Here is a 13,276-nt window from a genome sequence, read left to right on the forward strand (position 1 = left end):
AGGAACGCCCACAGCTGACATACGGCTGCGGGCGTTCCGCGATACAACAAGAACTTATTTCAAAAACTAAGCTGATACATTCATCTGATTGAAGGACGATAATGGCAGGAACCAATCCTCGCGCCGCACGTATCGCGGCATTGATCCAACGTGTGATCGCATCCTCCATGGAGGCGCAGCTGCACGACAAGCGTCTCGCAAACGTGACCATCACCGAAGTGCGTGTGACCAACGATCTGCAGATAGCCAAGGTCTACTGGACCCAGCTTGGCCGTGAAGGCCACGAGCAGGGCGAGCGTCGCCGCGCACAGCAGGCGTTGAACCAAGCCAAGGGCCGTCTGCGTTCCCTCGTGGGCACTAAAGCCGGCCTGCGCCTGACTCCGCAGCTCGAATTCGTGTTTGACGAGGTGCCGGGCGAAGCGCATGAAATCGAAGATATTCTCGCCATCGCGCGCAAGCGTGACGAAGAGCTCGCCAAAACCCGCAAAACCGCGCAGTATGCGGGCGAAGCCGATCCGTACAAGCATCCGGAAGAGGAAGACGACGATGATTTCGACGATGACGACGTCGAAGTCGAAGATTGGGACGATGACGAAGAAGCCTGAACATTCCGGTCTGCTGGTCATCGACAAGCCGCAGGGCGTCACCAGCCATGACGTGGTCGCGGCCGTACGCGGCGCCCTGCATATGAAACGAGTCGGGCATGCGGGCACGCTCGATCCGATGGCCACCGGCGTGCTGGTGGTCGGATTCGGCAATGCCACGCGACTGCTCAACTACATTGTCGACCATAACAAAACGTATGAGGCCACCATTCGCCTTGGGCAGCGCACTACCACGGACGATGCCGAAGGCGAGTTGCTGCCGGGGGAGTGGGCAGCGAGCTTTCCCTCGCGTCAAGCTGTGGAACAGCTGATTGCAGAACGGTTTACCGGGCGCATCGAACAGGTACCGAACGTCTACTCCGCCATTAAGGTCAACGGCCAGCGCGCCTATGATCTGGCGCGTGAAGGTAAGGATGTGGAACTTAAGGCACGTCCTGTGACCATCGAAGAATTCAACGTACGGCAGGTACGTTACGGCTACACGCATAGCGATCGTGCCGGCGTGGAACTTGTTGGCGCAGTCGTGGCCGAGAAGGCAAGCGATGGATGGATTGCCAACATTGCACCGCATGAAGACATGCAGCCCGTTATGGAACTCGACGTGACCGTGACCTGTTCCGCAGGCACCTACATTCGCGCGCTCGCACGCGATCTGGGCGAGGAACTCGGGTTAGGAGGCCACCTGACGATGTTGCGGCGCACGCGCGTCGGCAGATTCTCAGTGAATATGCCCAACGTCATGAGCGCCCACGCTGAATCCAAAACATTCACCAATCGTGAAGGCATGGAAGTGACGCGCAATCGTGCGGTGCTTGACGATGCCGATCATGCGCTCGATCATGCGCTCGATCCCGTGGCCAGCGCCGCGGCTTCCATGAGTATGCTGGCCGTCAGCGAGCAAGAGGCGGCCGACTTGCGTTTCGGACGCAGAATCGCGCATGACATATGTACGACCACGGCGGCGTACGTTGAGGAAACCAACGATTTGGTCGCTATCCTCGAACGTGCGAAACGCGGTGAGGCCAAACCGGTCGCGGTATTCAACTGAACCATCCAATCAGACTACAGATACGAATTCATACACAAGAAGGACATGATGAAGACAATCACACTCACGCCTGATGCCAGTGGCATGGTGGATTGGCCTACGCTGAGCAACGATAAGAAATCCGTGGTGACCATCGGTTCGTTCGATGGCATGCATCAGGGCCATCAGGCGGTGATTCGCCGCGTGGTGGAACTCGCCAAGAAGGAGCAGTCCTTCTCCGTGGTGGTGCTATTCGATCCGCGCCCTGCATTGGTACACGGTTACGCAGCGAAGAACGGCGGTCAGGAGCCGCCGGCCGACATGGTTGATACGCAAGCGCTCACCAGCATGCAGGAACGTCTTCGCGCCATCGACAAGCTGGGAGTGGATTACACGCTCATCGTGCACTACACACTGGCATTCGCGGCGAAATCATACCGATTCTTCCTCGGCCAGATGGTCGGCAAGCTGGGTATGCGCACTTTGACGCTCGGCTCCGACGCGGCCATGGGGGCAAATCGCGCCGGAGACGTAAAAGCCATCGAGAATCTAGCGCTCGCTACTGGCGTGTTCCAGCTTGAAGTGGTTGATGATCGAGGTCCCGGAGAGACCCGAGTGCCAGCCAATGCCCAACCGGTTATGCCGACCGGCCACGGCGAGCCAACAGACCCGCTGGAAGGCGCTTCCAAGGCGGAACGCCGCGCATGGAGCAAGAAGAACCAAGCCAAGCCCGTGCGTGTGTGGAGTTCCACGAACGTGCGCTACCTGCTAGGCCAGGGACGCATCAAAGACGCCGACGCGATTCTGGGGCACTCGCACGCTGTGGAAGGCATTGTGGTGCACGGCGAGGAACGTGGACGCACCATTGGATTCCCGACGGCGAATTTGAGTGACAATGTGGCCGGTTATCTGCCGGTTGACGGCGTGTATGCGGGTTGGCTCGTTGACTTGGGATCGAAAACTGTAGAGAGCGATCATGCGGGAGCAGCGTCCGATGGTATTTCGCAACAGTTTGACTCGTCTTCCGTTGACGCCCGCCTTGCCGATCATTCGCCGTATCGTTGGCCCGCTGCGATTTCCATCGGCACCAAGCCGACCTTCAACGAGGCGACCGGAATGAACGATCGCGTGGTCGAAGCTTACGCCATCACCGACGATTGGCTTGATTTGTACGATCATCAGGTGCGCGTGGAATTTACAGGATTCCTGCGTCCGCAAATCAAGTTCGATTCCGCACAGGATCTGATCGACGAGCTGAAGCGCAATGTCGAGGAAACCAAGCGAATTACTGCCTGATTCTAATCGCAATAATAATTACGATAATGACAGTGATTAATGAATGCTGATATTTTCGATAAAAACGTATCAGCATTCAAAAAAATAGTGGGGCTCTTACGTAAGAATCTACGTAAGAGCCCCACTAGTATAGGTTAAAAAACAACATAATGTATATGCTTCGCGTGCATACATGCGAAAACGGTATGTAGGGTGTGTATTATCGCAACATGGCGCCAAGCGCATCCTGCAATGTGTCGACCTGAACGATCGACAATCCGGGAATTGCGATTTCTCTACGTAATGTCGGCACTACAGCGGTGGTGAAGCCAAGACGGGCAGCCTCGCGCAACCGGTATTCCAGTCGCGGCACCGGGCGCACCTGCCCGGTCAACGAAATCTCGCCGATCGCACACGTGGTGCGGCCAATCGCCTTCGACTTCGCGGCGCTCGCCAACGCGCCCACAATCGCCAGATCGCAGCCCGGCTCACGTGCCTGACCTCCAGCAATTGTGGAAATATAGAGATCGTTTGCCAGAAGATTGACGTTGCCATGCCTGTATAGCACCGCCACCAGCATGGCGATGCGGTTCGCATCCACGCCATTCGCCGCACGGCGAGGCGTCGGCAATACCGATTTGGTGACCAACGACTGCACTTCGATGGGCAGGCTGCGGTGGCCGTCTAAGGTGAACGTCACGCACGTGCCCTCCACCGGAGCGGAACTGGCGGAATTGGATGATGAAAGAAAAAGCCCAGACGGGTCCGTCACCTCTTCGATGCCTTCGCCGCTCATATCGAAACAGCCGACCTCATCGGTGGGACCGAAACGATTCTTCACCGCGCGCAGCATGCGAAGCGCGGTTTCAGCATCCCCTTCGAATTGGCAGACCACATCAACGAGATGCTCCAACGTGCGCGGACCGGCAATCGAGCCGTCTTTGGTGACATGACCGACCAGTAATACTGGAATATCAAGCGTTTTTGCAGTGTCGATCAGGGCGCTCGCCACTTCGCGCACCTGCGTCGACCCTCCGGAAATTCCGTCGACTTCCTGCGAGACGATGGTCTGTGCGGAATCGACGATGGCCAGCGCAGGCTTGCTTTGCTCGATCAGTCCGAGCACGGTCGACAGGTCGGTGGTGGCGGACAGTAGCAGATTCGGCTCGACCGCGCCTATGCGTGATGCTCGCATACGCACCTGCGCCTGCGATTCCTCGCCGGAAATATACAGTACCGTGTTGCGTTCCGGTTGCGCCGCGCAAAGACGGGCCACGTTGCCGGCGGTTTCCAGCAGCAGTGTCGATTTGCCGATGCCCGGCTCGCCTGCGATGAGCGTTACGGAGCCGGGTACGATGCCGCCGCCGAGTATGCGGTTGAATTCCGTGAAACCCGTGCTGATTCTGGAAATGTTTTCCGTGCCGATTTCCGTGATGGGCTTTGCGGCGGAAGCGGGCACCGTATGCGATTGCGTGCGCGATGTGCGCCCGGGGGCCGCGGTGCGTTTCGAAGCGGCGGGACGGGCCTCGTGAAATTCCTCGATGGTGCCCCACTGGCCGCATTCGGGGCAGCGGCCCAACCATTTCGGGCCATTCCAGCCGCATTCGGAACATACAAATTGTGAGGACGTCTTTGCCATACCGCCGACAATACGGATATTTTGAGACAAGTGTTCGCCGCGATGTTAAGGGGGTACTGATGTGAGGGTGCTGCGCGATTGTGTCGTCCGGATTTGAGCGTCTTGCGGATGTGAAAGAATAACAGCCATGTCTAATACGCAAACTTCCTCTTCTCACGGCAAGCTGATTGTGGCTGTCGTTGCCGCCGCCTTGGTAGTTGTACTCGCTTTGGTATCCGCTTTTATTTGGCCCGGCTGGGCGTTGAACAAGGGTGACGAGGCGAACTCCCAAGGCACCACTTCTCAGGGCGCGTCGCAGGATGCCTCCGAGCCGACCACGCCGTCCATAGACGCGGTGGCTTTGCCGGATGATGCCAGCGAACTGCTGAAGGCCATGCCTGATTCCGTGCTGAATTTCGCACGTACCAAGGCCGATGCCAGCACTTCCTGGAGTGGTGCGTCTCCGGTTGAGGAGTACACGTTGACGTATTCAACCGGTAAGGACGGTCAGGAAGTCACTCTTGAAGTGGCTCAGTGGTCCCAGGATGAGGATGCGCAAAGCCAGTACGACAATCTGACTGGCGCCATGACCGGCAAGGAGCTGGGCAGTGGCAATGTGAAGGTTTCCGGCGAGGCTACCGGCGCCTACAGCGCTAAAACCGATCCGAACGATGAGACCAAGGCCATCGCCGTTTGGCGTAACGATACCGTAGTGTTCCAGGCTACTGGTGCCAAGGATTCGGTGCAGCGCTTCTACCAGCAGTTCCCGCTGTGACATTTGGTGGTCGGATACTAGATTCGCATGATGCACGCATGATTCAGTCGTGGCTTATGAGGGTTGTGGTTTAATCTGATTTTCCAATAAAAAGGTGTGTGCTTCCACCATATGAATGCGGTTGTGCGCGTTCGTCCCCGAAGCAGTGTAGTATTGGGCAAGTTGCAAACTTTTACCCTTTGAGTTTAAGAACGGAGGCTGAGATGGGCTCGGTCATCAAGAAGCGCCGCAAGCGCATGAGCAAGAAGAAGCACCGCAAACTGCTTCGTAAGACTCGCCACCAGCGCAAGTAGTCTTCAGGCGCGGTTGAAGCGTCGCTTAAACAAAATCCCGTATATCTTTTTGATATGCGGGATTTTTGCATATCTCAAGGAAATAAACGAAAATCATGAAAACGAAATCATAAGCAAAATGTAACATTAACGTCAATAGATGCAAATGAGGCTGTGCGCTCGATGTGAACGCACAGCCTCATAAGGATTCGCGGAACTTCCGCTACTGCTCTAATCTCACTTGTTGGAGTTGGTGAGCACGCGTGGGCCGTTCGGGTCGCCCACGATGACCTGATCCACCATGTGCAGGAACAGGCCGTGCTCCACCACGCCGACGGTGTTGATGAGGTCATCGGCCAGAGCTTCCGGATGTTCGATGCGCTCGAGGTGCAGGTCGACCACATAGTTGTTTTCGTCGGTACGCACCGGCTTACCTTCGGCGTCGAGGCGCAGCACTGGCTTGTATCCGCGTGCTTCGAACCTCTTGACGACCTGGCCTGCGCCGAACGGAATCACCTCGACCGGCAGCGGGAACTTGCCAATGGTGTCAACGACCTTGGATTCGTCCACGATCCACACGATCTTGTTGGAGTTGGTGGCCACGATCTTCTCCCACAGCAGGGCAGCGCCGCCGCCCTTGATGCCGTTGAAGTTCTTGTCGACTTCGTCGGCGCCGTCAATGGTCACGTCGATGTGATCAACATCATCGATGTCGACGATTTTGATGCCGTAGCCTTCGGCCTGCTCCTGGGTGCGGCGAGAAGTGGTCACGCCGGTGAACTCCAGGCCTTCCTCCTGTACGCGGCGGCCGAGCTCGTCGACTAGGAAACGCACGGTCGAGCCGGTGCCCAGACCTGCGATCATGCCGTTCTGAATCAGCTTGGCAGCTTCGATGCCGGCTGCTTTCTTCAATGCGTCCTGCTGTGCCTTGTCCATGATCCTCCTTCGATATGGGGTTAAGACCGTCTCCATATTATCGGATGTGTTGATTTTTGTGCGTTTGTCGACATGTCTTGACCGATGATGTGCAATTAATTGCCGATAAATGTTTTCACGAGATGTTTCACGTGCTTTTTTGGATGGGGGATATGGGCTCCGATGCACGATTCCATTAATTGTGTTTGACTGCGAACGGCGCGTCCTCCAATACCAGTGTGCCATCGCCCTGCACATACCCTTCCACCGCGATGTAGCCGCGAATACGGCGGAGCCTGCCGTCGAACGTAGGACTGGAATTTGGCGGGGGCGTGAAACGAATGGTACCCGACACTGACAGTCCCGAAGGGCTTTTCCGGCGTGGTTGCTGGGATTGTTGCGGTTGCATCGCCGATTGCGGTGCGTCTGCCAGCGATTCCTGTGTTTCTGGTGATTGCAGGGAGTCGGCGGTTTCATCGGACCGCGTCGCCGATTGCTCGGACTGTGTTGGCTGCAGCGTTCCGTCGGATGCGTTTTCCGCGTCTTCACGCGGGAAATAATCCGTTTTGATCAGCATTTCCGCATACGATTTGCGTGGTGCGGTGGTATCGGATTGCGTAGAGTCAGACGTCGTGGTATCCGATGGCGTGGAGTCGGATATCGCCGTGGCAAGCACTGTGGTCGGTTCCGGCATTTCGTCGGATTCTGCCGGCATTCCGTTGGGAGGCAGCGGCAACGTCGCCTCGTCGGGCGTGGGGTAGCCTTCGGGCTCCACCAGCATGTCCGCTATGGAACGTGGCCGCGGTTCCGGATCGGACACACCTATCAGATCGTCGGCCAGAGAGCCGCCGGCAGATTCGCCCTGCCCGCGTCCGATATGGTATTCGTCCGAAGTGATCTTGCCGTCGAGCAGCATCTGGGCGTCGTCGGGAACATCGATGCCTTGCGAGTATTCGGAAGCCAGCAGCGACTGCCAACCCTCCAAGGGAAGATATCCTTCGCGAACCTTCGAACGGCAATCGCCAGCATAAGTGCGCGCAAGCTCATCCACCTTTTCATTGCCCGCATTGCCGGCATGGCCCTTGACCCATACGAATTTTACCGATCCAGGACGTTTGGAAATCTCGGCGTCGATCGCGCGAATCAAATCCGCGTTCTTCACTGGCTTCTTCTGCGAGTTCTTCCAGCCGTTCTTCTTCCAGCCATGCACCCACGTGGTGGAACAGTTGATCGCATACTGCGAATCGGTTTCGATCACCAACGGTTCGGAACCGGGATGCGCGCGCAGCGCCTCTAACACCGCGCACAGTTCGCCGATCTGGTTGGTGCCGTTCGTTGCTCCGCCGGCGTCGCAATCGCCCTCATGGTGGTGCCCCGGCTTGCCGCCTGTCGCGAGTTCGTGATCGGCCCAACCCCAACCCATCGGACCATTCGGATTACCCAAAGCGGAACCGTCTGTAGAAACCGTAATCGTCATGCCTCTACCCTACGAAAGCCATGCGACTCGCTCCACGTCTGTTCGCAAAGGGAAAGGGCATCCATGCGGGGTGCTAATCGTCCAGACAGAGCATGACCGAAGCCTGGAACGCGCCATCGCCATAATCGAATGGGCTGTGCCATGGTTCCGTTCGCCCGTCCCTCGTATGGTTTCGCTGCCCAGGCCGGTGCCACCGTGCTTCGTTGAGACGGGGCACGGTCGCATTTCCCAATAGACGACAAAAGGTCCGTCCCATTTTATGGAACGGACCTTTTGCTTGCGTCACGGTCACATATCGACCGCGATTATTGTATGGCGATTAATCCGAATGTCACTCGGCCAGGGCCTTGTCTACGACTTCGGTGGCTTCGGCGAGCACCTTGTCGAGGGCCTCCGGGGATTCGAAGGACTCGGCATACACCTTGTAGATGTTTTCGGTGCCGGATGGGCGTGCCGCGAACCAGTTGTTCTTGGTGGTGACTTTCAGGCCGCCGATCTTGGCGTTGTTGCCCGGAGCCTCGGTGAGTTTGGCGGTGATGTCTTCGCCGGCCAGCGTGGTGGCAGCAACGTCGTCGCCGGAAAGCTTGGCGAACTTCTGCTTCTGCTCCAACGTGGTCGGGGTATCGATGCGCTTGTACCAGCTTTCGCCGAAGCGTTCCACCTGCTCCTGATGCAGCTGTGCCGGGTTCTTGCCGGTCTTGGCGGTGATTTCCGCAGCCAGCAGATCCGGGATCAGACCGTCCTTGTCGGTGGTCCACACACGGCCGTCCTTGCGCAGGAAGCTCATGCCGGAGCTCTCTTCGCCGCCGAAGGCGACTTCGCCCTTGAACAGCGGGTCGACGAACCACTTGAAGCCGACCGGAACCTCAACGAGCTTGGCGTCGATGGAAGCGGCCACGCGGTCGATCAGGGAGGAGGAGACCAGCGTCTTGCCGATGCCGGCGCCTTCCGGCCAACCCGGGCGATTGCCGCCGAACAGATACTCCACGCACACGGCGATGTAGTGGTTCGGGTTCATGACGCCCCAGTTCGGGCATACGATGCCGTGGCGGTCGGCATCCGGATCAGTGCCGCCGACCAGGTCGTACTTGTCCCAAGCGCCGTTGTTGAGGGAATCGACCAGACCCTTCATGGCGTACGGGGAGCTCGGATCCATGCGGATCTTGCCGTCGTGGTCGATGGTCATGAAGCTCCAGGTCGGGTCGACCTGCGGGCGCACCACGTCGATGGTCAGGTTGAACTTCTCGTTCATCAGCGGCCAGTAGTTGACGGAAGCGCCGCCGAGCGGGTCGATGCCCAGACGCACGCCGGAGGAACGGATCACGTCGAAGTCGATGACGTTCTCCAGATCTGCGACGTAGTGCTCACGGAAGTCGAAGCGCTCGACCAGATCGGACTTGACGGCCTGTTCGAACGGAACACGCTTGATGTTCTTGAAATCGCCGAGCAGCTCGTTGGCGCGGTCGGCGATGGCGTTGGTGACGTCAGCCGGAGCCGGGCCGCCGGTGACCGGATCGTACTTGAAGCCGCCATCGGTCGGCGGGTTGTGCGACGGGGTCACGACGATGCCGTCGGCCAGGCCTTCGCCGGTGAAACGCTGTGTGCCGTCCGCTGCGCGGTTATGGGTCAGGATGGCCTGAGACACAACCGGGGTCGGAGTGAAGTCGTCTCGGGAGTCGATGCGCACGGTCACGCCGTTGGCGACGAGCACTTCGATGGCGGTTTTCCAAGCCGGCTCGGACAGGGCGTGGGTGTCGCGGCCGATATACAGCGGGCCGGTCACGCCGGCCTTCTTGCGGTATTCGGCGATGGCCTGGGTGATGGCCACGATGTGGGCCTCGTTAAACGAGGTTTTCAGGGACGAGCCACGATGTCCGGAGGTGCCGAAGGAGACACGCTGCTCGGGAACGTTGGGATCGGGGACGACGTCATAGTACTTGCCGATGACCTCGTCGACATTGATCAGATCTGCTGGGGTGGCGGGCATTCCCGCATTGTTTGCAACCATAGCCACTATTCTGCCACGCTTTTGCTGCGAATGTGCGTAATTGTCCCATTACGTGCGATGAATACGTTATCTGTTTATTGCATGTTTGGATATAAATATAAGAATTTTCGCTAGTGATGGATTGTGTTCTCGGTTGATTTGCGCAATGTCAGATGATGGTGTATAGTTCTGTGCTATTCGACTGAAGCAGGGTTGCTAGTCAACATAATGACGCAAGACCTGAGATATGGCTTAACCATAGCCATATCTCAGGTCTTTTTTGTTGCCCGAAGCAGTGTTGCTTGGATCGAATCGGTTGTAAGGGAAAGAAAGGAAAACAGGATGGCTGGCTCACTTGCATCGCAGATCATCACTGCAATCGGTGGTCCTGAAAACGTTCGCAGCCTGACGCATTGTGCCACTCGACTGCGCTTTGAATTGGTTGACGCATCCAAGGTCGATCAGAACGGTCTCGAGCACATGCAAGGCGTGCTCGGTGCGGTGCCGCAGAGCGGTGACCGTTTCCAGGTCGTCATCGGCGGTGGCGTTGCCACCGTGTACGAAAACATCATGCATCTGCCTGAAATGGCCGGTGTCGGTGGTGCCTCCGCGTCTGGCGATGGTCAAAAGAGCAATGCCGACGTCAAGGCCGAAGCCCGTTCCAAGGCTCGCGGCAAGGTGGCCTGGCTGGACTCCTTCTTCGAGTATCTCGCCGATTCCTTCCGCCCGATTCTGGGCGTGCTGCTCGGCGCTTCCATCATCATCGCGCTGGTCAATCTGCTTATTTCGCTGAACGTTATTCCGAATGACGAGGCCTCCGCAGGCTGGGTGTTCGTGAAGGCCATCTGGAAGGGTGTGTTCTACTTCCTGCCGATCATGGTCGCCTACAACGCAGCCAAGAAGCTTAAGGTCGACCCATGGCTGGGTGGTGCCATCATGGCCATCCTCATGACCCCGCAGTTCACCGGCCTGATGGATGCCAAGACCACCACGTGCGTGGAGAACGCCGCTCTGGGCACCAAGTCTTGCACGGCCAACATATTCGGTCTGCCGATGGCGTTGAGCGACTATTCCGGCAACGTATTCGTGCCGCTGCTCATGGCCGCCGTACTTGCTCTCGTCTACCACGGACTGAAGAGGATCATCCCCGAAAGCGTCCAGCTGGTCTTCGTGCCGTTCTTCTGCATGATCATCGTTGGCGCGCTGACAGCCTTCATCATCGGTCCTATCGGCGTGTGGGTCGGCAACGGCCTCGGCGTCGGCTTGGCTTGGATGAACACCCATGCCCCGTTCATCTTCGCCATCATCATTCCGATGCTGTACCCGTTCCTCGTGCCGCTCGGTTTGCACTGGCCGCTCAACGCCCTGATGCTCATGAACATCCGGACTCTCGGCTACGACTTCATCCAAGGCCCGATGGGCGTGTGGAACTTCGCCTGCTTCGGCACTACCGCTGGCGTGCTCTTCCTTGCTGTGCGTGACAAGGACAAGGCCATGCGCCAGACCGCTCTGGGTGCGCTCGCGGCCGGCCTGCTCGGTGGCGTTTCCGAACCGTCCCTGTACGGTATCCATCTGCGTTACAAGCTCATCTACAAGCGCATGCTGGTGGGCTGCGGTCTCGGTGGCGTCGTCATCGCTATTCTTGGTTGGCTTTTCCCGTCCGTCACCGCCGCCGGCCAGACCGTGCACGGCGTGACCACTACCACCTTCGCATTCACCTCGCTGCTGACCATTCCGGTCTTCAACCAGATGTGGGTGTATGCAGTGTCCATCGCCGTGTCCTTCCTCACCACCTTCCTTCTGATCATCACTTTCGATTACCGCACTCCGGAACAGAAGGCTGAAGTGCTGGCCCGCGCGGCCGCCGATCAGAAAGCCGCTGTCTCGTCTGTCGAAGCCGAGGGAGCCGCTCCAGCTGTTGCCACCGCGACTGCCACTGCTGCTGCCACCAAGACCGAAGCCTCGGTTGCTGCCACCACCACCGTGGTGAACGCGCCGGTCGCCGGTCATGTGATCTCCTTGGACGAAACTGGCGATCCGGTGTTCGCATCCCGCGCGCTTGGCGAGGGCGTCGGCATCCAGCCGGCCGATAGCGAAGTCGTGGCCCCGGTATCCGGCGTGCTGCAGACCGTCGCCGAAACCGGTCACGCATTCGGCATCAAAACCGATGATGGCGTGGAGGTGCTCGTGCACGTCGGTATCGACACGGTGAAGATGAACGGCGAAGGCTTCAATGTGAAGGTCAAGGCCAACGAACATGTGAACGCGGGGGACACCCTCGTTGTCGTCGACTTTGATAAGGTTAAGGAAGCTGGATACAGCACCACCACGTTGATGACGGTGCTGAACACAGTGGCCTTCGCGTCCGTCGCGCCAAAGACCGGCGTCGACGTTAAGGCCGGTGAGTCGGTGATCGACATTCAGCACTGACCAATCGCATAGTCGGAAAGGGCCGACGTGGACGTTCTTCGCGTATTCAACAATAATGTCGTACTGGCAAAAGACGGCAATAGTGAGGTGATTCTCACCGGTCGAGGCATAGGCTTCCAAGCCAAGCCCGGACAGCATGTCGATGACGCGAAGATCGTCCGTCGGTTCATTCCCGCAGATGGCAAGGATCCCGACCATATGGCCCAACAGGTGGCCGGGATCCCACCCGAAATCATTCGTCTCGTTACGGACGCCATGAACCGTGCAGGCCTGAAGGAACAGGCCGACCGGCAGCCTGCATTGGTGCTGGCATTATCCGACCATATTTGCGGTGCGATTCGCCGATCGCAAAACAAACAGACCATCGAATATCCACTGGAAGCCGAAGTGCGTTCGCTCTACGCGAGCGAATATGCCAAAGGCAAAGCTCTGGTCGATGCGATGAACACGTATCTGGGCGGCGCCCTGCCGGACTGCGAAGCCGTGGCTTTGGCCCTGCACTTGGTCAATGCGGGCTTCTCCACCGGCGACCTTTCCGCCACATACACCATGACCGGCGTCATCCAGCAAATACTGACGGTCATCGAAGGCTATTACGGCATCAACCTTGACCAGAATAGCGTCAATGTGGCGCGTTTCATCACGCATCTGCGCTATCTTTTCGTGCGCATTCACCAACATGAACAGCTTGATGACGAGCCTGAACCAATCGTGGAATCCATCAAAACCTCGTATCCGAAAGCATCGGATTGCGCAAACAAACTCGCGATCATCATCAAAATGCGATTGAATGCAAGTCTTTCGCAAGCGGAAATCGCCTATCTTACCTTGCATGTCGCACGAGTGACTTCTTATGCGGCTGGATCGCATAAGAATGACAATATCAATGCATAAC

At 57.8% G+C, this 13,276-nt stretch carries 11 protein-coding genes; 7 read left to right on the forward strand and 4 right to left on the reverse strand.

Annotated elements, in window-relative coordinates:
- Positions 1–101 precede the first annotated feature (101 nt).
- The 3 genes from rbfA to ribF are packed head-to-tail and all read left to right on the forward strand — an operon-like array spanning position 102 to position 2,928.
- Positions 102–605 (forward strand): 30S ribosome-binding factor RbfA, encoded by a 504-nt coding sequence (rbfA, locus tag BBCT_RS01745; RefSeq protein ID WP_003835967.1) that lies wholly within the window; start codon positions 102–104, stop codon positions 603–605.
- A complete protein-coding gene (gene truB / locus BBCT_RS01750) occupies positions 589–1,653 on the forward strand; it encodes a tRNA pseudouridine(55) synthase TruB (protein ID WP_003835966.1) in 1,065 nt (354 codons plus the stop codon). Before rbfA ends, truB begins: the two co-directional genes overlap by 17 nt.
- A gap of 48 nt (positions 1,654–1,701) precedes the next feature.
- Complete coding sequence (ribF, locus tag BBCT_RS01755) at positions 1,702–2,928, forward strand: bifunctional riboflavin kinase/FMN adenylyltransferase (protein WP_033512423.1); 1,227 nt, start codon at positions 1,702–1,704, stop codon at positions 2,926–2,928.
- A 199-nt stretch (positions 2,929–3,127) separates the two neighbouring features.
- On the opposite strand, the gene radA is transcribed toward ribF, so the two are convergent.
- A complete protein-coding gene (gene radA, locus BBCT_RS01760; RefSeq protein WP_003835963.1) occupies positions 3,128–4,546 on the reverse strand; it encodes a DNA repair protein RadA in 1,419 nt (472 codons plus the stop codon).
- Between the two features lie 127 nt (positions 4,547–4,673).
- On the opposite strand from radA, the gene BBCT_RS01765 reads away from it, so the two are divergent.
- Positions 4,674–5,300: a hypothetical protein gene (locus BBCT_RS01765; protein ID WP_033512422.1), complete on the forward strand. Its 627-nt coding sequence runs from the start codon at positions 4,674–4,676 to the stop codon at positions 5,298–5,300.
- 203 nt (positions 5,301–5,503) lie between these two features.
- Positions 5,504–5,593 (forward strand): 30S ribosomal protein bS22, encoded by a 90-nt coding sequence (locus BBCT_RS08755; protein ID WP_004268639.1) that lies wholly within the window; start codon positions 5,504–5,506, stop codon positions 5,591–5,593.
- A 216-nt stretch (positions 5,594–5,809) separates the two neighbouring features.
- Here the strand turns inward: BBCT_RS08755 and rpiA are convergent, their stop codons facing one another.
- The 3 genes from rpiA to pgm all read right to left on the reverse strand — a co-directional run bounded on the left by rpiA (position 5,810) and on the right by pgm (position 9,972).
- The gene (gene rpiA, locus BBCT_RS01770) at positions 5,810–6,508 is read right to left on the reverse strand and encodes a ribose-5-phosphate isomerase RpiA (RefSeq protein WP_033500852.1); all 699 of its coding nucleotides are present in this window, start codon (positions 6,506–6,508) and stop codon (positions 5,810–5,812) included.
- A gap of 175 nt (positions 6,509–6,683) precedes the next feature.
- Entirely contained in the window at positions 6,684–7,964 is a 1,281-nt protein-coding gene (locus BBCT_RS01775; RefSeq protein ID WP_033512421.1) for an RNase H family protein, read from the reverse strand.
- A 331-nt stretch (positions 7,965–8,295) separates the two neighbouring features.
- Positions 8,296–9,972 carry a phosphoglucomutase (alpha-D-glucose-1,6-bisphosphate-dependent) gene (gene pgm, locus BBCT_RS01780; RefSeq protein WP_003835538.1) on the reverse strand — a complete coding sequence of 559 codons (1,677 nt, stop codon included), beginning with the start codon at positions 9,970–9,972 and terminating at the stop codon, positions 8,296–8,298.
- Positions 9,973–10,293: 321 nt separating this feature from the next.
- On the opposite strand from pgm, the gene BBCT_RS01785 reads away from it, so the two are divergent.
- Entirely contained in the window at positions 10,294–12,381 is a 2,088-nt protein-coding gene (locus tag BBCT_RS01785; RefSeq protein WP_047750572.1) for a glucose PTS transporter subunit IIA, read from the forward strand.
- A 27-nt stretch (positions 12,382–12,408) separates the two neighbouring features.
- Complete coding sequence (locus BBCT_RS01790; RefSeq protein WP_003835543.1) at positions 12,409–13,275, forward strand: PRD domain-containing protein; 867 nt, start codon at positions 12,409–12,411, stop codon at positions 13,273–13,275.
- The last annotated feature ends 1 nt before the right edge of the window (position 13,276 follow it).

The sequence above is a fragment of the Bifidobacterium catenulatum DSM 16992 = JCM 1194 = LMG 11043 genome, assembly GCF_001025195.1.
In the GTDB taxonomy this organism is placed as follows: Bacteria; Actinomycetota; Actinomycetes; order Actinomycetales; family Bifidobacteriaceae; genus Bifidobacterium; species Bifidobacterium catenulatum.

Coding starts and splice junctions, on each gene's coding strand:
- rbfA (WP_003835967.1), top strand. CDS start 102: ATGGCAGGAACCAATCCTCGCGCCGCACGTATCGCGGCATTGATCCAA.
- truB (WP_003835966.1), top strand. CDS start 589: ATGACGAAGAAGCCTGAACATTCCGGTCTGCTGGTCATCGACAAGCCG.
- ribF (WP_033512423.1), top strand. CDS start 1,702: ATGAAGACAATCACACTCACGCCTGATGCCAGTGGCATGGTGGATTGG.
- radA (WP_003835963.1), bottom strand. CDS start 4,546: ATGGCAAAGACGTCCTCACAATTTGTATGTTCCGAATGCGGCTGGAAT.
- BBCT_RS01765 (WP_033512422.1), top strand. CDS start 4,674: ATGTCTAATACGCAAACTTCCTCTTCTCACGGCAAGCTGATTGTGGCT.
- BBCT_RS08755 (WP_004268639.1), top strand. CDS start 5,504: ATGGGCTCGGTCATCAAGAAGCGCCGCAAGCGCATGAGCAAGAAGAAG.
- rpiA (WP_033500852.1), bottom strand. CDS start 6,508: ATGGACAAGGCACAGCAGGACGCATTGAAGAAAGCAGCCGGCATCGAA.
- BBCT_RS01775 (WP_033512421.1), bottom strand. CDS start 7,964: ATGACGATTACGGTTTCTACAGACGGTTCCGCTTTGGGTAATCCGAAT.
- pgm (WP_003835538.1), bottom strand. CDS start 9,972: ATGGTTGCAAACAATGCGGGAATGCCCGCCACCCCAGCAGATCTGATC.
- BBCT_RS01785 (WP_047750572.1), top strand. CDS start 10,294: ATGGCTGGCTCACTTGCATCGCAGATCATCACTGCAATCGGTGGTCCT.